The following is a 22,194-nucleotide window of genomic DNA, read 5'->3' on the forward strand; positions in this document are numbered from 1 at the left end:
ATCTAATCCTCCCCCATCATCCGCTCAATCCCCATCACCGCAGATTGATGCGCAACGTCGCCGCAGTGGCGAATGGCATCAGCGCGAATGCCCCAGCTGTGATCCCACCCAGCAGGATCAGCGCGCCGGTCGGGTCGAGCCCATCAGCGCCACGCCTTACAGCCTCGGCCCCGAAGATCAGCGTTGGGACGTAGAGCGGCAGGATGAGCAGCGAAAGCAAAAGCCCACCACGGCGCAGCCCAACGGTCAGCGCAGCGCCAAAAGTGCCGATCACCGACAAGGCTGGCGTGCCGATCAGAAGCGAGATGAGCAGATAGAGATAGGCATCGGGCGCGAGGCTCAACAGGAACCCCAGCGCAGGAGCCGCAATGGTCAGCGGCAGGCCCGTGGTAATCCAATGCGCCAACGCCTTCATCAATGCCGCACCCTCCAGCGGCAAAGGTGATGTCGCCAGCAGCGCCAGCGACCCGTCTTCGTAATCCAGTGCAAATATCCGGTCGAGCGAGAGGAGCGCGGCCAGCAAAGACGCGACCCACAGGATGCCCGGCGCGATACGGGACAGGAGTTCCGTCTCCGGCCCGACACCGAATGGGACCAACACGACGACGATCAAAAAGAAGGCGAGGCCGAGGCCAAATCCGCCCCCTGCGCGGACCGCGAGGCGCAGGTCACGTAGCAAAAGGGCGATCATAAGAAGGCCTCATCCGCGCCGCCGCCCAGATCGGGCGCGGCTTTAAACGGGGTCAAGTCAAGTTCTGGCGCATCCAGCCCCAGATCGATATGGGTGGCGATGACGGCAATGCCTCCCGCCGCCAGATGTGCCTTTAGCCAATCGACAAAGAGGCTCACCGATGCACGATCCAAGGACACCGTGGGCTCATCGAGGAAAAGCACCTTGCGCCCGATCATCGCGAGCCGCGCAAGACCGAGGCGGCGCCGTTGCCCGGCAGAGAGGGTGCCGCCCATGCGGTTCCGCAATTCGTCGAGATCGAAGGCCTCAAGAACGGAGTGCAACCCCCGGCCGCGGGTGGGGGTGAAGCCCCTGTCCGGGGCGGCGGTCGGGGGCTGCCCGGCGGTGCCGCCGGGCGGGACATCTGCAGCTACGTCGCTCTGGCCATAGACATCCGCCCAGAACTGCAAGTTCTCGGCCACCGTCAGCGCCGACTTCACGCCGTCAGCATGGCTCGCATAAGCACCCTGATCCTCTGGGTAATCCACTTCCCCTTCAATGGCGGGCTGCAATCCAGCCAAAGTCCGCAAAAGCGTGGTCTTCCCGATCCCGTTCGGCCCCCGCAGGACCAGCGCCTGCCCGGCTTCCACCGTGAACCCGACATCGCTCAGCACCGGCATCCCGCCGCGCGCGCAGGTCAGGTTTTCCACCTTCAGCATTCAGACCGGCAGCAAGGCCACGGCGACCCGCCGTCCCTCGGACAAAAGCACGTTATAGGTGCGGCAGGCTGCGGGCGAGGCCATGGGTTCCACGCCGATACCTGCTGCCTCAAGCGTGATGCGGAACTCATTGGGCAGATGCGCGATCTCGGCGCCTGTGCCCACAAAAAGCACATCAAGACTGTCCACCTGATCGATGATCGTTTGCGTGTCGCCGTACCCGCCCCAGCTCTTCACGCCACTGGCAAAGACAGCGACCGTGCCCTCGAACCGCTCTCCCCCGATCCGAAAGAAGCCGGGGCCGTAGCCATCAATTGGCACTGCGTCGTTATATTCGACTTCGTTCAGGCGCATCCGCCCCCCTCAGGTATCGATATGGCCGTAGCGTGTGCCAGCGGACGGGTCCTTCTTGGACCAGTCGCGTTTCACACCGAGCACCAGCAGGATAGCAGACGCCACGAAGATCGACGAATAAGTCCCGATGATCACGCCCCAGATCATCGCAAACACAAAGCCTCGGATCACATCGCCGCCCAAAACAAAGAGCGAAATCAGCGCAAGTAAGGTCGTCACCGAGGTCATCAAGGTCCGGCTGAGCGTTTCGTTGATCGAGATGTTCAGGACTTCCTTGAGGTCCTTTTTCTTGTACTTCCGAAGGTTTTCCCGCACCCGGTCGAACACGATCACCGTGTCATTGATCGAGTAACCCACGATCGTCAGGAGCGCCGCAATAATCGCCAGATCGAACTTGATCTGCAGTTCCGAGAAGATGCCGATAGTTAGGATAACGTCATGCGACAAAGCCAGTACGGCCCCGATGGCAAACTGCCATTCAAAGCGCAGCCAGATGTAGAGCAGGATCGCCACAACCGCGAGGGCCACAGCGATAATCGCGGTCTGGATCAACTCGCCAGAGACTTTGGGCCCAACCGACTCGACCGATGGGAAGGTCATATCAGGATCAATCGTGCGCAATGCCGATTGAATGGCCTCAATCGTCTCGCTCGCGATCCGCTCATCGCCTTCCTGGGCCTGCACGCGGACCAAAGCCACATGCTGATCTTCGTCAAAAAGCGGGTCATCGACTTCGGCAATCGAGATATCACCAAGGTCCAGCGCCTCCAAAGCGGTACGATAGGCGCCGACATCAACGGGCGTGGTTGACTCAGTCCGGATGCTCGTGCCGCCTTGAAAGTCGATCCCGTAGTTCAGGCCCTGGATCAGAAACGATGCAAAGGCGACCACCATCAGGATCATCGAAATACCCAACCAGATCCGGGCCTTGCTGAAAAAATCAATCGATGTGTTTTCGCGAACCAGCTTTAGACGCATATCAAACCTCGATTGTCTTTGGGCGGGTGCGCGAAAACCAAATCACGATCAGGGACCGTGTGACGAATATCGCAGTAAAGACGGATGTGATGATCCCAAAGCCCAATGTCACGGCAAAGCCGCTGACGGGGCCGGAGCCCATGGTGAACAGGATCACAGCCGTAATGAATGTCGTGATGTTGGCGTCAATGATTGAGGACAGCGCCTTTTCATAGCCGAGTTCAATCGCCCGCGCCGGGCCTTTGGCGGTTTTCAGCTCCTCGCGGATCCGCTCAAACACGATCACATTGGCATCCACCGCCATCCCGATAGTCAGCACGATCCCCGCGATCCCCGGCAGAGTGAGCGTGGCCCCGACGATACTGAGCAGTCCAAAGATCAGACCCACATTGATGACCAAAGCGATATTGGCGAAGATGCCAAAAAGCCCGTAGCTCAGCACCATGTAGACAAGGATCGCGAGACCCGCGACGATACAGGCGATCTGCCCGGCCGCGATACTATCTGCACCGAGTTCGGGGCCGATGGTGCGTTCTTCCAGGAATGTCAGTTCTGCGGGCAGCGCACCAGCGCGCAGAAGCACAGCAAGGTTTGTCGCCTCTTCGACCGTGAAGTTCCCGGTAATGATCCCCGACCCACCCGGAATATGACTTTGGATTGTAGGCGCAGAGATGACTTCTTCATCCAGCACAATCGCAAATTGCCGTCCTACATTTTCAAGCGTGTAATCCCCGAAGGTCCGCGCGGCAGAGGTATTAAACCGGAATGCGACCGCGGGCCGCCCGTTCTGGTCGAAATCAAGTTGCGCGTTTTCCAGATCTTCGCCCGTCACAACAGGCCGCCGTTCCAGCCTGTAAAACAATCCCGGCTCGTCAAGCGATGGCAGGATCATGTTCCCGGTTCCGGGAGGCTCGTCAGCATCCGACGCGATGCCTTCAACCTGATTAAAGGTCAGCTGTGCCGTTGTCCCCAGCAGCTCAATAATCTCATTGGCCGATCCGACGCCAGGCACCTGTACCAGAATACGTTCCGCGCCCTGCCGCTGGATCGTGGGCTCGCGTGTACCGACCTCATCAATCCGGCGGCGGATGATCTCAAGTGTCTGCAGGATCGTGCGTTCATCCATCGCCGCGCGTTCTGCTTCGCTTAGCGTGATGGTCAGCAGCGTGCCGCTGATCCGCACATCGATATTCGTGGCCGCAGCGCCGGTGAATGAGGCCACAGGGCTGGCAAGACCGCGTACAAGCTCAAAAGCGCGGGTTGCCCCTTCGGACTGCGAAATACGTACGCGCAACTCGGTCGGCGGACTGTCCTCACGTGTGACAAAGCCAACGACATCGCGTTCAGCCGCCAGCACGTCACGCACGGATGGCCAGAAGCCTTCGAGGAATGAAGCATGCACATCCTCCACCTGCACCTCGACCAGCAAATGCGCCCCGCCGCGCAGATCGAGGCCAAGATTAACGAGGCCAGATGGCAGGAAGCTCGGCCATTCCGCCGCATCCGCCTCCAACTCTGCATTGGTCTGACCCGTCTCGATGATCGCCATCGCGTCATTGTGAGTCTCAACCCGGCCATAAAACCCGTTCGGCATGGCGAAAAGCAAACCGACCGCGACCGTCAACCAGATCATGACCAGCTTGGGAAAAGAGATATTGAGCATCAAGCAGCCTTTCGGCGGTTCAGGTTTTCGCCGGTTCGGTCTTGTTCATCACGGTTGCGATGGTTGATTTCACAACGCGGACATTCACGCCCTTCGCAATCTCAACCTCCACCTCATTCGCATCATCCTTGACCTTGACGATCTTCCCGACAACGCCGCCCTGGGTGACAATCTGATCCCCGCGCCGCAAGGCCGAGAGCATGGCCTGATGTTCTTTCACTTTTTTCTGCTGGGGCCGGATCAGCAGGAAATACATGATCCCGAAAATCAGCAGCAATAAAATGAGGTCTTCGGCTCTCATATTCCATCCCTTGGTCTGTGCGGCAATACCGCCCTGAAAATTCGCGGCACATTATGACCCGCCCGCGCGCTTGGCAACCGCGCCTAGGGGTCTTTTGCCTTGGTTTCGCTGTCATATGGGCGCTGGGTTTCAGGAAAGCAATTGTAATCTGCCCGTTTACGCCGCAGCCCCCGCATCAGCGCTTCCCTTGGGCAGGGCAATGATGCATATCTCCGCGCACTTTCAACGACCACCAAAGGACCGGACCCATGCATGATATCCGCGCTATCCGTGACAACCCCGCTGCCTTCGATGCAGCCCTGTCTCGTCGTGGGATTGCACCGGTCTCCCTTGAGGTTCTGAGCTTGGATGAGGCGCGGCGTGAAAAGATTCTGGCGGCAGAGACGGCCCAGGCCGAGGCGAACAAAGCTGCGAAAGAGGTGGGTGCCGCCAAGGCGCGCGGGGATGAGGCCGAGTTTGAGCGCTTGCGTACGCTTATGGCTGAGAAAAAGTCGCAAATCGCGACGTTGAACGAAGAGGCCAAAGCGAAGGATGCGGCCCTCACCGATCTCTTGATGGGCATCCCGAACCTGCCCGATGAGACGATCCCTGACGGTGATGACGAAGACGACAATGTCGAAATCCATCGCAACGGCAGCCCACGTAACTTCAGCTTTGATCCTGTTGAGCATTACGACATTCCCGCCATCCGCCCCGGCATGGATTTTGAGACGGCGGCCAAGCTGTCGGGCAGCCGGTTCGTGCTTCTCTCAGGCGCTGTCGCGCGTCTACACCGGGCGCTCGCGCAATTCATGATCGACGTCCATGTGGAAGAACACGGGCTGACCGAAACCATCACGCCCGTGCTCGTGCGTGAAGAGATGATGTACGGCACCGGCCAATTGCCGAAATTCGGCGAGGACAGCTATCAGACGACCAATGGTTGGTGGCTGATCCCCACGGCTGAGGTGACGCTGACCAATATCGTCAATGGCATGACGATTGAGGAAGACTACCTCCCCCGCCGCTATGTCGCCCACACCCAGTGTTTCCGGTCAGAGGCCGGATCGGCAGGGCGCGACACATCGGGCATGCTGCGCCAGCATCAATTCGAGAAGGTTGAGATGGTCAGTGTGACCAAACCCGAAGACAGTGCGGCTGAGCATGACCGTATGACCAAATGCGCGGAAGCGATCCTCGAAAAACTGGACCTGCCCTACCGGACGGTCGTGCTTTGCACTGGTGATCTGGGGGCCGGCATGCGCAAGACCCATGATATCGAGGTCTGGTTGCCCGGTCAGAACAAGTATCGCGAGATCAGCTCTGTCTCGGTCGCAGGAGACTATCAGGCGCGACGCATGAATGCGCGTTACAAGCCCTCGGAAGGGGGCAAACCGCAATTCGTGCATACGCTCAACGGCTCAGGCCTCGCTGTGGGGCGCACTCTGATTGCCGTTGTGGAAAACGGGCAGCAGGAGGACGGGTCGGTTACCCTGCCCGCCGCCCTGCATCCCTATCTACGCGGCAAAACCCGGATCACGCATGAAGGACTTCTGGCCTGACATCGGGCTGTTCGGCAGGCAATTGAAGCAAGGCCTGCCGTACGCCACTTGCCGATTGCGGTCTGTACCCATTGCCAAGCAAACGCATCCGCTCTGCCACTGAAAAGTGGTAGTGCAGCGGGTCAGCCGGCCCCACGCGCCACGCATAAAGCGGGCCGATCCGCTGATCGAGATGCGGTGACCGGGCCGCCGCATCACCCGGCACGTCAGGGATTTGCACGCTATCATCAAGCTTTAAACCAAGCTTCACGGCGCCTTTGGCGATCCAATCCAATGGAAATGACACCAGTTCACGGGTCTCCTTACTACCACCAACCGTGCCGTGATCGCCGATGAACCAAAGCTGCTGATATGGCCGATCCGGGCCAACCGCGCCAGCGTTTCGTTTGTCGAGATTGTCCCATTCGGTCGGTTCGAAAAGGATACGTTGTTCGTCCAGCGCAATCGCATGGCGCGCGTTCTTGACCATGCCGGAAAGCTTCATGTCATAGAACTCATAACGCCGGTTCCAAAACTTCGCGATAGGCCCCAGCAAAGACACGGGCAAGCCCTTGGCCCCAACCGTATCCCACACGCCGATATAGCGGACATCAACGATACTACCAGTCTGCCCGCGTTCCTTCCAATCGTCTTCTGACGTGGCGATATCGGGCGACAAGGCCTTGCGCTGGGTCCAAAGCGGGCCTTTGTCCAGTTCCGCACCGCGCCGCTTGTAAAGCCGCCATGCCTTGTTCAGCGTAAAGACGCTTTTGATCCGGTTTTTGGGCACAATCCCGCATTTGCGGATCATCCCACCCAAAGATCGTGCGGTGTAGGCTCCGCGCGAAAAACCGAAGATATAGATCTCATCCCCCGGTTCATAATGCTGGCAAAGTTGCTGATAGGCGCGTCTCACATTCGCGCCAAGCCCCCAGCCAAAAGCACCGCCACCGAGTTTATGGACAAGGCCGATCAGCTTGTTCGTGATCTCATTAACCCCCACACCTGGGATGTATATGACGACCTGGTTTTCACCATCATCAAGGCAGGCATCGCGCAATTTCACCACATTTGTCGGGATCTTCATCGTGGGTGAATTCCACGTGCCATCGCACAGAATTGCAATCCGTTTCATGTCAAAATCCTTTGGCTTAATGCGAGCATGCTGACGCAAGGTCAGCTATCTGACAAGTCGGCATTTCCCGACCATTTCCAGACGTGGCAATCACCCCACAGCAATAGAAAGGGCGGCTAGCGGTCCGTTGGGGTCTTTTTGAGATGCTTGGACAGGCGCGATGGTTGCGAGGACTTCTTATCCTTATAGGGATTCTTGTCCCCCTGATCGCGCAGATACAGCCGGATCGGCGTACCCGGCATATCAAAATCGAGCCGTAACCCATTGATCAGATAGCGCTTGTAGCTTTCAGGTACTGCATCGGGATGCGATGTCATCACCACGAAGGCCGGTGGACGCGTCTTCACTTGCGTCGCGTAGCGCATCTTGATCCGCTTGCCGCCCGGTGCCGGTGGCGGGTGCTGTTCGAGCATGCCGGTCAGCCAGCGGTTGAGTTGGGCCGTCGTCACGCGGCGGTTCCAGACCTCATGCGCACGCATGATGGCATGCTGCAGCCGGTCGAGACCCTTGCCCGTCTTGGCAGACACGGTGACCAAGGGCGCCCCGCGCAGCTGTGGCAACAAGCGCTCAAAATCATCGCGCAATTGCTTGAGCTTGGCCTGTTTATCGCCCTCCACATCCCATTTGTTGGCGGCGACGACCACGGCGCGACCTTCCCGTTCGGCCAGATCGGCAATCCGCAAATCCTGCTGTTCAAAGGGGATTTCCACGTCGAGCAGGACGACAACCACTTCCGCAAACTTCACCGCGCGCAGCCCGTCTGATACGGAGAGTTTCTCGATCTTTTCCTGAACCTTCGCCTTCTTGCGCATGCCGGCTGTGTCAAAGATGCGCATCGGTACGCCGCCCCATTCGGTCTGAACCGAAATCGCATCGCGTGTGATCCCGGCCTCCGGCCCGGTCAACAAGCGCTCTTCACCAATGATCTTGTTAATCAGGGTCGATTTGCCAGCATTAGGCCGCCCGACAACCGCAATCTGCAACGGTTTTGCATGTGTCGGCACGCGCGGCGCGTCTTCATCATCGTCGCCCACATCTACGTCGACCTCGGGCGCATCCGCTGCCACGCGCTCGGCATGCGCCTCCGCAATCGGGCGCAGAACCTCCAGAAGATCGCCCATCCCCTCGCCATGTTCGGCAGAAAGGCGGATTGGCTCTCCCAACCCGAGCGAGTAAGCCTCAAGAATGGTGGCATCCGCCGCCTTCCCCTCGCCCTTATTGGCGGCGAGCACGACATTTGCGTTTTTCTTGCGCAGGATATCGGCAAAGACCTCATCCGCGGGCAGCACCCCGGCCCGCGCGTCGATCATGAACAAACACACATCTGCCATTTCCACAGCACGCTCGGTCAATCGGCGCATGCGGCCCTGCAGGCTGTCATCTGTCGCCTCTTCCAGTCCGGCGCTGTCGATCACGGTAAAGCGCAGATCGGCCAGCCGCCCTTCGCCCTCGCGCAGATCGCGGGTCACCCCCGGCTGATCATCGACCAGCGCGAGTTTCTTGCCCACCAGACGGTTAAATAGCGTGGATTTGCCCACATTGGGACGCCCCACAATGGCAAGCGTAAAGGTCATCAAGCGGCTCCTGACGGGTTTGACCGCACCCGTTACACGAAGTGATGCTTAACGAAAAGCGTGCAATTGGCCCGTCTTGCTGAGCACATACAGCGTCTCACCCGCCACTATGGGCGCGGAGGCAGCACCACCCGGCAAATCAAGCGTACCCAACGGCGCGCCAGAGGCAGGATCAAACTGACGGATCAAATTATCGGATGAGGCAACAATCAGCCGTCCACCGGCCAGGATCGGGCCGTAATGGGCAAAGATGGCGCGCTGGCGCACGGTCCGCCCTTCGCCGAAGTTTGGCAGCGCGACGCGCCAGACGGGGCGGCCAGTGCGTGTGTCGAGCCTCACCAGTTCATTAACATCGTTGATCAGGAACAGGGCATCGCCTACGGGCCAGACCGGGCTGACCGCCCCCTCACCCGCCGTCCAGATGCGGGTACCGTCCCGGAGGTCAAGCGCCACGGTGCGACCCCCAAAGTTGGAAATATAGACGCGGTTACCGGAAATGACCGGATCACCGGCGATATCGTTGATCAGCGAGGCTGCGCGCCCCAGACGATCACCTGACACGACAGTAGACCAGCGTGGCAAACCACCGCGCGGGAAAGTTGCGGCCACCTCACCCGATGGGAACGGAAAGATCGCGAATTCTCCCTGCACGGCAGGTGACGCCCCGCCGCCAAAGTTGGCGTCCGAAGGCGTGCCGCTGCGTTGCCAGCGAATGCGACCATTGCTGTTGTCGAGCGCCCAGGCCGTACTGTCGCGCGAGACGACATAGACCAAGTCACCACGCAAAGTGGGTCCGGTTGTGACCGGCGCATCAAGATCCTGCACCCATTGCACCTGGCCATCGGCCGCATTCAACGCCGTAATCTCACCAAACCCGGTCGTCACAAAGACCTGCCCGCCACCAGCAGAGACACCTCCACCGGACGCGTCCGCAGGACCATCACGGCTAGGTGTCAGATTGCGGGACCACAGAGTTTCGCCCGCCGTTGTCGTCGCGGTTACGGTTGAACGAGAATCCACGGTGTAGATCACGCCGCCTGCCACGACCGGTTCCGCCGTAATGCGCGCGCGGCGACCATCGCCCTCACCGATATCCGCAACAAAAACAGGGCTGAGGGTCGCGCCCAAAGCCGGATGGCTGATCCGGTGCGCAGGCCCGCCATTGCGATGGGTCCAGTCAGCGTTCACCTCAGCCGCTGGTAGGTCAACGGACCGGACCTCGTTCACACTTACCGCTTGTGGGCGGACATCGAACCGCTCGCCCGGCAGGATGACATCGTCTTCGCCGCAAGCCGCCAGAAAAGCGAGTGCGAGCGTCGCGCCGATAAGTGTTCTGGCTGTCACGTCCGTGATCCGATCTGAAATCTACTCGGTGGCGGGTTCGGGCAAAGGCTCACCCAAGGCCACCATAAGGGTTTGCGCCCGCTCCAGCAGGCCGCGGCTCACGGCTGCGTCTTCTTCGATCTGGCGCAAAATCGCAAGGGTGGCTTCAATATCGCCGGTCTCCAGCGTCACATAGGCAAGCTGCTCCAAGGCGAGAAGCCGGAAGGGTTGGCCCGGCTGCGACAGAAACTCAAGCGACGCGAGCCGCGCTTCGGTATCTGCCACCGGCAACATCGCTGCCTTGATCGTCGCAAGCTCGCGATAGGTCTCTGGCACGTCCTGATTTGTTGAAAGCGCACTAAGTGTTGCCGCAGCGGCCTCAACATCGCCGGCCTCAACCTGCGTTGAGGCCGTCAGCAGTGCCGTAACAGCAGCCGCACTGCCATCTGTTGCGACAGCGGAAATGGCCGCTGCACGTGCGGCCGGATCATCTTGCTCAAGTGCGGCCAACAGGGCGTCACCAGTCGCCTCTGCCGCATTTCGCGCCTGGGCGTTCCGATACTCGATCCAGGCCGCGCCACCGACAAGTGCGAGAACACAGACAACGCCGATCCAGCCATAACGGCGCAGATATCCAAAAAGCTTCTCGCGGCGCACCTCTTCGGTGACTTCGTTGATAAAACTGTCCGGATTGCTCACCTTGGGCCTCTTTCATCAGCGGCATACGACGCGCCGTTTGCGCGTACATATCGTGAAGCAGACAGGATGAACAAGAGCCGAGCATAACGATCCAGCCGCAACGCAGAAAAGTGAACTTGTCGTCACGGAAACAGAGGTGTAAAGTGAACTGAGTAGTTTAGTGCAAATTGCGTGATCCAGGATGACCTCAGACACGCAGGACGACGAAAAAATCCAATTGCTATCGGCACTTGGCCGATAGGTATAGGGGCCTTGGTATGAGACTCATTCCTGTGATCACCGCATTGCTGGTGCTTGGCGTATTGTATTTCGTGATCTTTGAGCGGGACCAATTGGTAGCGTTCGCGCAAGGTGACGCAGCACCCGCCGCAGAGGCCATTGACGAGACAGCCACCGAGGCCGCCGCGAATGACGCGGCTATGCCTGCAGCGGTAGGAGTCGTGGCGATGCACTCGACTGCGCAAACCATTGATAGCGCTGTCGTTTTGCGTGGCCGGACCGAGGCCGCGCGCCAGGTTTCGGTTGCAGCTGAGACGTCTGGCCTTGTGATCTCGGAACCTTTACGCAAGGGGGCGAGCGTGAGTGAAGGCGATATGCTGTGCCGTCTTGACCCCGGCACGCGCGAGGCGTCCTTGGCAGAAGCGCGTGCACGTCTGGCCGAGGCAATGGGGCGCGTGCCGGAAGCGCTGGCGGGTGTGACAGAAGCCGATGCGCGTGTGCGCGAGGCAGAGATCAATCTGAACGCCGCAAGACAGCTGTCAGAGGACGGCTTCGCATCTGAAACGCGGCTGGTCGGCGCTCAGGCGGCCATGGATGCCGCAACTGCAGGTCGGCAGCGCGCAAACTCTGCCGTAGCTTCCGCCGAAGCTGGCATTGAAGCTGCGGAAGCCGCGGTAGCATCCGCCGAACGCGAGATTGAGCGTCTCGAAATCACGGCCCCTTTCTCCGGCCTCTTGGAAACGGACACCGCCGAACTGGGCACACTGATGCAACCCGGCGCGCTGTGCGCGACGATCATTCAGCTTGAAGAGATCAAGCTGGTGGGCTTTGTGCCGGAACTCGACGTGCGCAAGATCACGGTTGGCGCCATCGCCGGTGCGCGCCTTGCGGACGGGCGAGAGGTGCAGGGCCTTGTCACCTTCTTGTCGCGCAGCTCTGACGAGTTGACCCGCACATTCCGGGTCGAGGTCACCATTCCGAACGATGACCTTGCGATCAGGGACGGCCAAACTGCCGAGATCATTGTGGCCTCTGACGGGCAGATGGCCCATCTGATCCCGCAATCGGCTCTCACTTTGGATGATGACGGGGTGCTGGGTGTCAGGACGGTCGCTGCGGATAATACTGCGAGGTTCATGGCCGTCACGCTGCTGCGCGACACCGCGCAGGGTGTGTGGGTCACCGACCTCCCGGATGCGCTTGATATTATCACGATCGGGCAGGAATTCGTCGTGGATGGCGTCGCTGTCGCGCCCACATTTCAAGAGGCCAAGGGATGAACGGTATAGTAGATATGGCCGCCGCGCGTGCGCGGATGGTGCTGGCCTTTATTGCCCTGTCGCTGCTGGCGGGGGGCATGGCCTATGTGGGCCTGCCAAAAGAGGGTGAACCGGATATCGAAATCCCGGCGATCTTCGTCTCTGTCCCCTTCCCTGGCATCTCCGCCGAAGACAGTGAGACGCTGCTCGTACAACCGATGGAGACGGAGCTTTCTGATCTTGACGGTCTGAAATCCATGTCCGCGACGGCGGCAGAGGGCTTTGCCGGCATGGCGCTGGAGTTCGAATTCGGTTGGGACAAGTCCGCCATCATTGCCGATATCCGTTCGGCCATGAACAATGCCGAGGCACAGTTTCCCGCAGGTGCCGATCAATACCAGATCACCGAGATCAACTTTTCTGAGTTTCCCATCGTCATCGTGAACCTGACCGGTCAGGTGCCTGAGCGTACGCTTTTGCGCGTCGCCAAGGACCTGCAGGACCGGATCGAAGGGCTGGATGCAGTGCTGGAGGCAGGGCTTGCCGGGCAGCGTGACGAGATGCTGGAAGTCGTGATCGACCCGTTGCGGCTGGAGGCATACAACGTCACGGCCAGTGAGCTGATCGGTGTTGTCACCAACAACAACCTTCTGATTGCGGCTGGTGAAGTGGAAACGGCACAAGGCAGCTTTGCCGTCAAAATCCCCTCCTCCTTTGATGAGCCGCAGGATGTCTACAACCTGCCCGTCAAGACAGATGGCGACCGCGTGATCACCCTAGGAGATCTGGCGACGATCCGTCTGACATTCGAAGACCGCGAGGGCACAGCGCGCTTTAACGGCGTCAACACCGTTGCGCTGCAAGTCGTCAAACGCAAGGGCTTTAACCTGATCGACACCGCAGCCTTGGTGAAAGAAGAGGTCGAACTAGAGCGCGCCAGCTGGCCGCCGGAATTGCAGGCGGCGATTCAGGTGGGTACGTCCAATGACCAGTCGCGCAACGTGGCCTCGATGGTCAGCCAGTTGGAAGGCTCGGTTCTGACCGCCATCGCGCTGGTGATGATCGTGGTTCTGGCGGCGTTGGGCACACGGCCTGCGCTATTGGTGGGCTTTGCGATTCCAACCTCGTTCCTCCTCTGTTTCGCGCTGCTTGCAGTGATGGAGATCAGTATCTCGAACATCGTCATGTTCGGGCTGATCCTGGCGGTGGGCATGCTCGTCGACGGGGCGATTGTGGTCGTGGAATATGCCGACAAACGCATCCGCGAAGGCACCGGGCCGATGCATGCCTACGTGGAGGCGGCGAAGCGAATGTTCTGGCCCATCATCTCATCCACAGCAACGACACTCTGCGCCTTTCTGCCCATGCTATTCTGGCCCGGTGTGCCGGGGCAGTTCATGGGCATGCTGCCGGTGACGCTGATCTTCGTTCTCTCCGCATCACTTGTTGTCGCCCTCATCTACCTACCGGTGATGGGCGGCGTGACCGGCCGGATGAGCCGGATGTTCGGCCGTGCGTCTGATGCCTTGCGCGCGCGCTTGCCATGGTTCGTGCGGGCACTTTTGGTGTTTCCGGCGATCATGGTTGTGTTCACGGGAGCGATGCTTACGCTGAACCCCGGCTATTTGACCGGAGAAGCGGTACAAACCAACGGGCTTGGTGACTCGTTACCCGGCATGCTCCTCTTCTTGGTCGGTGCGTTCCTTTTGTCCATCACAATGGGCGCGGCCAAGTTCGAACGCGGTGAAAAGAAGATCCAGGCGGGCTACAAGCGCAGCGCCTTCGGTCACTTCATGCATTTCATCGTGGGCAACCCGATCATGCCGCTGGTAACAGTCGGCGCTGTCGCTTTCACGGTCTTCTCGATCTTTGGTTATTATGGCAGCAACAACAACGGCGTTGAATTCTTTGTGGAATCCGAGCCCGAACAGGCCATCGTCTATGTCCGGGCGCGCGGCAACCTATCTCTGGCTGAAAAGGATGCGCTGGTGCGTCAGGCCGAGGATATCGTGCTCGCCCATCCCGGTGTGATCACGGCCTTCGCCTTTGCCGGTGATGGCGGGCTGAACACGGATGCCAGTGGTGCCGCAATCCCTGCCGACACGATCGGTCAGGTGCAGCTTGAGACAATCCCTTGGGAAGATCGTGCGGGGATTGCCGAGCTTGACGGTGACATCGTGCTTGATGAGCTTCAGGCAGAGCTTGCCAAGCTGCCGGGCATTGAGACAGAGATCCTCGCGCAAAACCGTGGCCCCGTCTCGGGCAAGCCCGTGCATCTGCGCCTGAAAGGCGATGATTGGGATGATCTGCTGCTGGCAACCAGTACCGCACGCGCGCATTTCGACCAGACACCAGGCCTGATCACGATAGAGGATTCACTCCCCCTGCCCGGCATCGACTGGCAGATCGATGTCGATGTCGAAAAGGCCGGGCGTTTTGGCGCAGACGTGGCGACAGTTGGCGCGATGGTGCAGATGGTCACGCGCGGCATCCTGCTTGATACGATGCGGGTTGATACTTCTGACGAAGAGATTGAGATCCGCGTCCGCCTGCCCGCCGAAGACCGGGTGCTTTCGACGCTCGACAGTCTGCGGGTGCGGACCAATCAGGGGCTCGTTCCGCTGTCAAATTTCATCACGCGCACGCCTGTCGCCAAACTCGCGCAAATCGACCGGATCGATCAGACACGGTATTTCGACGTGAAGGCCGACGTTGGCGCCAATCTCTTCAAGCTGGTTGACGGCGAAACGCAGGCCATTGTCGAACGCGTCAACGATGAGGCGACCGGGATGGACCGATACAATGTTGTCAGTCTGGAGGCAGCGGCCAGCTTCACCGATCTGGCGGCGCTCGTGGACGCCGGAGATGTCAACGAAGTGCCCGTCAACCCCAATGAGCGGATCGCGGTGCTGACCGAGTGGCTGGAGACGAACCCTCTGCCCGCATCCATTGCATGGGAATGGACCGGCGATCAGGAGGATCAGGAAGAATCCGGCGCCTTCCTGCAGGTGGCTTTTGCCGGTGCTTTGGGTCTGATGTTCATCATCCTGCTGGCGCAGTTCAACAGCATCTATAACTCGATCCTCGTGCTGATGGCTGTGGTGATGTCCACTGCTGGGTCGCTTGTGGGGATGCTGGTCATGGGGCAGCCATTCTCGATCATCATGACCGGGACCGGCATCGTGGCGCTCGCGGGCATCGTCGTGAACAACAACATCATCCTGATCGACACCTATCAGGAATACAGCAAATACATGCCACGGACCGAGGCGATTACACGCACCGCTCAGGCGCGGATCAGGCCAGTTCTGCTGACGACGATCACAACGATGGCGGGCCTTGCACCAATGATGTTTGGCCTCAGCCTTGACTTCATGAATGGCGGCTATTCCATCGACAGCCCGACGGCGCTTTGGTGGAAGCAGCTGGCGACAGCAGTCGTCTTTGGTCTTGGGATTGCGACGATGCTGACGCTGGTCTTCACGCCCTCAATGCTCGCCGTCCGTGTCTGGGTCGTCACCTACGCAATTTGGATCGCGCGGCTCCTCGCCAAACTGTCCCTGGGTCGCAGCAGCCGTGCGGCGCGTGACTGGGCCCTTGAGCGGCAGGCGCGCCGGGTCAAGGCGCCAGAGTTCATCTGGGATGAAGAACAGGTAGAAGAGCCGCTACCGCCACTGCAGCTCAAGAACCCATTGCAGGCGGCAGAGTAACGCAATGGCCGCGCAGGTTGCTGCGCGACCGTTTTCAAGCCGCAAGTGCTGCCACCTGCGTGACGACAAATAGCGGAATGAGCGACGCAAGGCCAAAGCAGACCAGGCCCATCACCGCGAAGATACCGTCGCGCGTCAGAATGCCGACAGAGATCAGCAGGATGCCGGCCCCGATGGTCGTTGATGACATCGGTACTAGCTCCAGAAAAGGGATAAAGGCGGCCGCACAAGCGCAGGCGAGGTAGAGCAGCCTGCTCATCGGTCCACGCACCAACAGTGACAGCCTGCGCTGCGCAACCCGATCGAGCCAGCTGATCACCCTCCGCATGACGGCCACGGCGTTTTTTGTGCGTTGCGTAGGTAGGTGACGGTCCAACAGCCAACCCGGCAGCCAGGGGTGTTTACGGCCAAACGCGCCCTGCAGGGCGATGAACACGATGATCAGGCCGCAAAAGCTGGAAAAGAGTGGAATGGCGCTCAACGGTGATACGATCAGCAGCGCGGGCAGCATTAGCGCGGGCACGAGCCCCGCAGCGTCCAGCGCATCAAAAAGGTCACGCCCATCAACAGGTCCAGTAGCTATGCGGGCCTCAAGGATATCCAGAATATCTGTAATGGGCCCTTTCTTCGCCATGGGTTACCCGACCGGTTCTTCCTCGGATTGCCGGTTCCAAAGATGGGCATAGCGGCCCTCGCGGGCCAGCAGGTCTTCGTGGCGACCCTCTTCGACGATGTGCCCGTTTTCCAGCACGATGATCCGGTCAGCATCGGCGATGGTCGACAAACGGTGGGCTATGGTGATCACCGTGCGCCCCTCGCCCATCGCCTTGAGTTCCGCCTGAATCTCCATCTCGGTCTCGGTATCAAGCGCCGAAGTGGCCTCATCGAGCAAAAGGATCGGCGGGTTCTTCAGAAGGGTCCGCGCGATCCCCACCCGTTGCTTTTCACCCCCCGAGAGTTTGAGCCCGCGTTCACCGACGGTGGTTTGATAGCCTTCAGGCAGACCCGACACAAAATCATGGATCTTCGCCGCCTTGGCTGCAGCGATGATCTCATCTTCTGTCGCATCGGGGCGCCCGTAAGCGATGTTGTAATAGATGGTGTCGTTAAAGAGGACCGTATCCTGCGGCACGACACCGATCTGCGCGTGCAGGCTGGCCTGGGTCACGTCGCGCACATCTTGCTCATCGATCAACAAAGCACCGGATCCGACATCATAAAACCGAAAGAGAAGCCGCCCGATTGTCGATTTGCCCGACCCGGATGAACCGACAATCGCGACCGTCTGGCCGGGCGGAACATCAATACTGACCCCCTTCAGAATGGGCCGCTCCGCATCATAGCCAAAGGCCACATCGCGCAACTCGACACGTCCGCCATTCACCTGCAAGTCCTTGGCACCCGGCTTGTCCTGCACCTCGGCGGGCTGGCCGAGCAGATCGAACATGTCCCCCATATCGATCAGCGCCTGCCGGATTTCGCGATAGACGGTGCCAAGAAAGTTCAACGGCATCGTAATCTGGATCATGTAGGCGTTGACCATCACGAAGTCGCCCACCGTCAAATCACCACGCTGCACGCCGATTGCCGCCATGACCATGACCGCAACGAGACCGCCGGTGATTAGTACCGACTGCCCGAAATTCAAAAAGGCCAGCGAGTAGTTCGTGCGGATGGCGGCGTTTTCGTAGTTGGCCATTGCGGTGTCGTACCGATCAGCCTCCCATCCTTCGGCCCCAAAGTACTTGACGGTTTCAAAGTTCAGGAGGCTGTCGATGGCCTTTTGATTGGCATCCGTGTCCTGGTCATTCATCTCTTTACGGATGCGCACGCGCCATTCCGTAACTTTGAACGTGAACCAGACATAGAGCGCGATCGTCAGAACAACGACCGCCAAGTACCAGACATCAAAAAGAAAAAACAGAACGACCGAGATCATCAGAAGCTCAAGAACCAGTGGCCCCATCGAAAACAAGAGGAAGCGCAACAGGAAATCCACCCCCTTCACACCACGTTCGATAATCCGGCTCAGCCCGCCGGTTTTGCGCGTAATGTGATAGCGCATCGACAGACGGTGGATATGGGTGAAGGTCTCAAGCGCCAGTTGCCGCAAAGCGCGTTGGCCGACGCGTGTGAAGACTACGTCGCGCAATTGCTGAAACCCGACGGTCATCAGACGCGCCATACCATAAGCCAGCGTCAGGCCCACGGCGCCCAATCCAAGCACAGTCGCGGCATCCGCCCCCTCTGGCGCCAGCGCATCGACTGCCTGTTTGTAAAGGATCGGTGTGCCCACCGCGATCACCTTAGACAAAAGCAAGACCGCAAGCGCCATCACCACCCGGCGCTTGACCCATGCCTGCCCGTCCGGCCAGAGATAAGGCACAACGCGCCGGATCACAGCCCAGCCCTGGACCTGGGCATCATTCAGATTGGCATCGGTTTTCGTCAGACCACGCATCACTCGCTCCGCCTTAGCAAACCACTACCTAAGCCGGGCTGTGGAGGAACACCAGTGGCGGCGCGCTATTGCGTGATTTCGGGAATGCGAAAAATCTGACCGGGGTAAATCAGGTCCGGGTCACGGATCAGGTCGGCATTGGCCTCAAACACCTCAACATACAAAATCCCGCTGCCCAGGTTCTCTTCCGCAATCGCCCATAGGGTGGCACCGGGCTGCACGGTTCTGACCGCAACTTCAAACCCCTCCTTGTCTGTTTCCTCGGCCAGGACTGCGGCAACATCCGCTGCCTCTTCGCGGCGAAACGGGGTTTCGATGCGGGAAACAACTTCGCCCGCGGTATCAAGTTCATCAATGCGCAAGGTGTACACGCCAGTGTCGATCTCTGGCAGGTCGATCTGCCAGTCTCCGCCTTCCAGAACGGGTGAAGCGGTGATCGGCCGGTTGTCAATGTAGACCTGAACCGCCCCGTCACCCGTGGCACGCCCGGCCAATTGAACCTCACCCGTCGGATCATAGGTAATCGCATCAAGGGCGACATTTGGCGGTGTCGGGCCGGTGCCTGATTGCACCACGCGCACGCCGTCTTCATCCGCTTCAAGGACGGTTGGCGCGGCCAGTGCCACAACTTCGGGTTCCGGCTCTGGCGTTGGCTCTTGCACGGGCGTCGGCAGCACCTCTTCGGCGCTGGCAACGGCCTCGGGTGCATCCTCCTCTGTAGTCTCTGGTTCCGCAATGACGGATGCCACGACAGGCGCTGCAATCGGTGCAACAATATAGCTGGTGTCAGAGCCGAGCTTGGCACCCTCCGGATCGGCCAGCAGCGTCAACCGGCGCGGCTCCTCCGCTGGTCCTGCCGAAGGCAAGGCCACAAAGCTGCCCGTCGCATCCGCCGTCACGCGGTCAATCGCCTCTCCAGCCAACATGATGTCGACGACCTGCCCGGGTTCGGCGCGGCCCGCGATAACCATGGAGCCGTCCGCCTCAACACGGAAGGTATCAAAGGACGGGCCGGCTGGCGCGGTGGGTGCGGCGGGTTCTTCGGCAGCAACAGGCGGCGTTGCGGCGATTTCGTCGGCAACAACTTCCTCGGCAACAACTTCCTCGGCAACAACGGGCGCCGGCTCAGGCGAAGGCGGCGCGGCCTCTGCGACTTCAGATAGAGGCTCCGGCGCAGGCAAAAGCATGATCGCCCCTGCCCCGATGACAATGGCCGCTGCACCACCCAGCACAAGCGGCACAACCCGCGATGTCTTTTCCTCTGCCACGTGCAACCCCTTCTTCGGCGGTTTTGCTCACCGCACGCACGGATAATGTTGAGACACCCTACCAACACCGCTATGACCGGTCAAAGCGAAGCTGCGTGAGGCCGATGTGATGTCAACCTTCGAAAAATCGGTCTGTGTCTATTGCGGCTCGCGCAATGGCGATGATCCTGTTTATGGCGAGGCGGCAGTGGCCGTGGGGCAAATGCTGGCCAACAATGGCTGGCGCCTTGTTTATGGCGCAGGTGATGTGGGGCTGATGGGCCAGGTTGCCAACGCAGTTCAGGCGGCAGGCGGAGCGACATTTGGCGTCATTCCCGCCCATCTAATGGATTGGGAAGTGGGCAAGCGTGACCTCGACAGCTTCGTCGTGACTGAGACGATGCATGAACGCAAGAAGGTCATGTTCATGAATGCCGACGCGGTGGTGGTCCTGCCAGGCGGTGCCGGGTCACTGGACGAGTTCTTCGAGGCGCTCACCTGGCGCCAACTTGGCCTGCATGCCAAGCCGATCGTCCTGTTGAATGTCGATGGGTTCTGGGACCCGCTTTGTGACCTGTTGCAACATGTTGTCGATCACGGATTTGCCGACAACAACATTCTGGAATTCACAACTGTTGCTGAAGATATGGCGAGCCTGGAGGGCATGCTCAAGCACGCGCTATAGCGCCTGCATCAGTTCCGCATAACGCGTGAGCGAGATGTTTGAGCCGCAGGCGATCAACCCAATGTGCCGCCCGGCAACACGGTCAGACAGCGGCCCCGTCAACGCAGCAAGTGATGCCGCACAAGCGGGCTCGGCAGTGATCCGCAGGATCTCCTGATACTGCGCCATGGCCCGCAGCATTTCGTGATCTTCGATCCGGACGACCTCATCAACATAGGCCTGCGCCACCGCAAAGCTCTCCGGCAGCGCGAAGGGCGCGCCAAGGCTATCGGCGATGGTGTTCACTTCGGCAATCGACTGCGAGCTGCCTGCGGCAAGACTACGCCACAATGTATCGGCGCCCATCGGTTCGACACCAATCACCATTGCGCCGGGTTTCATCTGCTTGATCGCAGCAGCCATGCCAGAGGCCAGTCCGCCACCACCAACGGGGATCACAAAAGTATCGATATCCGGCGCCTGCAAAGCATATTCACGCCCACAGGTCGCGGCGCCCAGGATCATATGCTCTGCCTCGAACGGATGCATGATCGTGCGCCCGGCCTCTGCCGCACTGCTCATAGCCGCAAAGGCAGAGGCCATGTCCGCATGCAGCGTGACCGTCGCGCCCAACGCCTTGCAACCAGCAATCCGCGCGGGATCCACCGCTTCTGGCATCGTGATCAACGCATCAACCCCAGCCATTCTCGCAGCCCATGACACCGCCAGAGCATGGTTCCCACCGCTTGCCGCCACGACACCCGCGCGGCGCTGGTCATCTGTCAAACGGCGCAGCCCCAAAAGCGCGCCGCGCGCCTTGAACGATCCGGTTTGCTGGAACAGTTCCAGTTTTAGCGTCACGGACGCGCAATCCGGTAACACCGTGTCCCAGCGCGCGGATTTCAGCGGCAGGATTGGCGTTTCGATGATCGCATCCACCAGAAGCTCCGCCGCTTCGGCGACCTCATCCAAGTCCGGTCCAACCATGTCCGCCCTCAAATCAAAAAAGCCCGCAGGACGGTGTCCCACGGGCCTTTGGCATTGTCCATGTCAGATCGGTTACATCCGAGAGGCCACGTTTTCCCAGTTCACCAGATTATCAAGGAAGTTGGTCAGATAGGCAGGGCGCTTGTTGCGGAAGTCGATGTAGTAGGAATGCTCCCACACATCACAGCCCAGCAGGGCCGTCTGGCCAAAGCAAAGCGGGTTCACACCATTTTCCGTCTTGGTCACCGCCAGTGAGCCGTCGGCATTCTTCACAAGCCAGCACCAGCCAGAACCAAACTGACCAGCCCCTGCGGCACCAAACTGGGTCTTGAATTCATCAACCGAGCCAAAGCTCTCAGTGATCGCCTTTTCCAGCTCACCGGGCATCGCGCTGTCACCGGGGCCCATCATCTCCCAAAACTGGTTATGGTTCCACAACTGGCTGATATTGTTGAATATCCCGTTCTGCGCCACGGCGGATTTATCATAGGTGCCGACGATGATCTCTTCCATGGACTTGTCCGCCCATTCGGTGCCCTCAATCGCCTTGTTGCCATTGGTGACATAGGCGTTGTGATGCAGATCGTGGTGGTATTCGAGCGTCTCTTTCGACATGCCTTTGCTGGCCAGCGCATCATGTGCATAAGGAAGATCGGGAAGTTCAAAAGCCATGGCTCATATCTTTCTGAGTTAAGGACCGGATGGGCTGAT

General features: G+C 59.6%; 19 protein-coding genes. 4 read left to right on the top strand and 15 right to left on the bottom strand.

The window, feature by feature from the left end:
- Nucleotides 1-34 precede the first annotated feature (34 nt).
- From ccmB to yajC, 6 genes are read right to left on the bottom strand one after another with little or no spacing between them, the layout of a single operon-like run.
- Nucleotides 35-691, bottom strand: coding sequence for a heme exporter protein CcmB (ccmB, locus tag SLH47_RS07850; protein ID WP_320238915.1), 657 nt, complete (start codon nt 689-691; stop codon nt 35-37).
- Nucleotides 688-1,389, bottom strand: a complete 702-nt coding sequence (locus SLH47_RS07855) for a heme ABC exporter ATP-binding protein CcmA (protein ID WP_320238916.1) — start codon at nt 1,387-1,389, stop codon at nt 688-690. The genes ccmB and SLH47_RS07855 overlap by 4 nt, the downstream gene beginning before the upstream one ends.
- Nucleotides 1,390-1,743 (bottom strand): Mth938-like domain-containing protein, encoded by a 354-nt coding sequence (locus SLH47_RS07860; RefSeq protein ID WP_320238917.1) that lies wholly within the window; start codon nt 1,741-1,743, stop codon nt 1,390-1,392. It abuts the gene before it with no gap.
- 9 nt (nt 1,744-1,752) lie between these two features.
- Nucleotides 1,753-2,721: a protein translocase subunit SecF gene (gene secF / locus SLH47_RS07865; RefSeq protein WP_320238918.1), complete on the bottom strand. Its 969-nt coding sequence runs from the start codon at nt 2,719-2,721 to the stop codon at nt 1,753-1,755.
- 1 nt (nt 2,722) lies between these two features.
- Nucleotides 2,723-4,384 carry a protein translocase subunit SecD gene (secD, locus tag SLH47_RS07870; RefSeq protein ID WP_320238919.1) on the bottom strand — a complete coding sequence of 554 codons (1,662 nt, stop codon included), beginning with the start codon at nt 4,382-4,384 and terminating at the stop codon, nt 2,723-2,725.
- 19 nt (nt 4,385-4,403) lie between these two features.
- Nucleotides 4,404-4,685 carry a preprotein translocase subunit YajC gene (yajC, locus tag SLH47_RS07875; RefSeq protein ID WP_320238920.1) on the bottom strand — a complete coding sequence of 94 codons (282 nt, stop codon included), beginning with the start codon at nt 4,683-4,685 and terminating at the stop codon, nt 4,404-4,406.
- 248 nt (nt 4,686-4,933) lie between these two features.
- On the opposite strand from yajC, the gene serS reads away from it, so the two are divergent.
- Complete coding sequence (serS, locus tag SLH47_RS07880) at nt 4,934-6,226, top strand: serine--tRNA ligase (protein ID WP_320238921.1); 1,293 nt, start codon at nt 4,934-4,936, stop codon at nt 6,224-6,226.
- Here the strand turns inward: serS and SLH47_RS07885 are convergent.
- The 4 genes from SLH47_RS07885 to SLH47_RS07900 form a co-directional block, all read right to left on the bottom strand.
- On the bottom strand, nt 6,201-7,340 hold the full coding sequence (locus tag SLH47_RS07885; RefSeq protein ID WP_320238922.1) for a DUF2235 domain-containing protein: 1,140 nt from the start codon (nt 7,338-7,340) through the stop codon (nt 6,201-6,203). The genes serS and SLH47_RS07885 overlap by 26 nt on opposite strands.
- A gap of 116 nt (nt 7,341-7,456) precedes the next feature.
- Complete coding sequence (der, locus tag SLH47_RS07890) at nt 7,457-8,914, bottom strand: ribosome biogenesis GTPase Der (protein WP_320238923.1); 1,458 nt, start codon at nt 8,912-8,914, stop codon at nt 7,457-7,459.
- 48 nt (nt 8,915-8,962) lie between these two features.
- Nucleotides 8,963-10,258 (bottom strand): PQQ-like beta-propeller repeat protein, encoded by a 1,296-nt coding sequence (locus SLH47_RS07895; protein ID WP_320238924.1) that lies wholly within the window; start codon nt 10,256-10,258, stop codon nt 8,963-8,965.
- Between the two features lie 21 nt (nt 10,259-10,279).
- Nucleotides 10,280-10,936 carry a tetratricopeptide repeat protein gene (locus SLH47_RS07900; protein WP_320238925.1) on the bottom strand — a complete coding sequence of 219 codons (657 nt, stop codon included), beginning with the start codon at nt 10,934-10,936 and terminating at the stop codon, nt 10,280-10,282.
- Nucleotides 10,937-11,193: 257 nt separating this feature from the next.
- Here SLH47_RS07900 and SLH47_RS07905 point away from each other — a divergent pair, with 257 nt between their 5' ends.
- Nucleotides 11,194-12,435, top strand: coding sequence for an efflux RND transporter periplasmic adaptor subunit (locus SLH47_RS07905; RefSeq protein ID WP_320238926.1), 1,242 nt, complete (start codon nt 11,194-11,196; stop codon nt 12,433-12,435).
- Nucleotides 12,432-16,124: an efflux RND transporter permease subunit gene (locus tag SLH47_RS07910; protein WP_320238927.1), complete on the top strand. Its 3,693-nt coding sequence runs from the start codon at nt 12,432-12,434 to the stop codon at nt 16,122-16,124. Before SLH47_RS07905 ends, SLH47_RS07910 begins: the two co-directional genes overlap by 4 nt.
- A gap of 34 nt (nt 16,125-16,158) precedes the next feature.
- Here the strand turns inward: SLH47_RS07910 and SLH47_RS07915 are convergent, their stop codons facing one another.
- The 3 genes from SLH47_RS07915 to SLH47_RS07925 all read right to left on the bottom strand — a co-directional run bounded on the left by SLH47_RS07915 (nt 16,159) and on the right by SLH47_RS07925 (nt 19,853).
- A complete protein-coding gene (locus SLH47_RS07915; protein ID WP_320238928.1) occupies nt 16,159-16,758 on the bottom strand; it encodes an exopolysaccharide biosynthesis protein in 600 nt (199 codons plus the stop codon).
- Between the two features lie 3 nt (nt 16,759-16,761).
- The gene (locus SLH47_RS07920) at nt 16,762-18,585 is read right to left on the bottom strand and encodes an ABC transporter ATP-binding protein/permease (RefSeq protein ID WP_320238929.1); all 1,824 of its coding nucleotides are present in this window, start codon (nt 18,583-18,585) and stop codon (nt 16,762-16,764) included.
- A gap of 65 nt (nt 18,586-18,650) precedes the next feature.
- Complete coding sequence (locus tag SLH47_RS07925; RefSeq protein WP_320238930.1) at nt 18,651-19,853, bottom strand: LysM peptidoglycan-binding domain-containing protein; 1,203 nt, start codon at nt 19,851-19,853, stop codon at nt 18,651-18,653.
- 109 nt (nt 19,854-19,962) lie between these two features.
- Here SLH47_RS07925 and SLH47_RS07930 point away from each other — a divergent pair, with 109 nt between their 5' ends.
- Nucleotides 19,963-20,517: a TIGR00730 family Rossman fold protein gene (locus tag SLH47_RS07930; RefSeq protein ID WP_320238931.1), complete on the top strand. Its 555-nt coding sequence runs from the start codon at nt 19,963-19,965 to the stop codon at nt 20,515-20,517.
- Here the strand turns inward: SLH47_RS07930 and SLH47_RS07935 are convergent.
- Nucleotides 20,512-21,483 carry a threonine/serine dehydratase gene (locus SLH47_RS07935; protein WP_320238932.1) on the bottom strand — a complete coding sequence of 324 codons (972 nt, stop codon included), beginning with the start codon at nt 21,481-21,483 and terminating at the stop codon, nt 20,512-20,514. The two genes, SLH47_RS07930 and SLH47_RS07935, sit on opposite strands and share 6 nt — an antisense overlap.
- A 72-nt stretch (nt 21,484-21,555) precedes the next feature.
- Nucleotides 21,556-22,155, bottom strand: coding sequence for a superoxide dismutase (locus SLH47_RS07940; protein ID WP_320238933.1), 600 nt, complete (start codon nt 22,153-22,155; stop codon nt 21,556-21,558).
- Between the last annotated feature and the right edge of the window lie 39 nt (nt 22,156-22,194).

Source organism: Cognatiyoonia sp. IB215182 (assembly GCF_033963905.1).
Lineage (GTDB): Bacteria > Pseudomonadota > Alphaproteobacteria > Rhodobacterales > Rhodobacteraceae > Yoonia.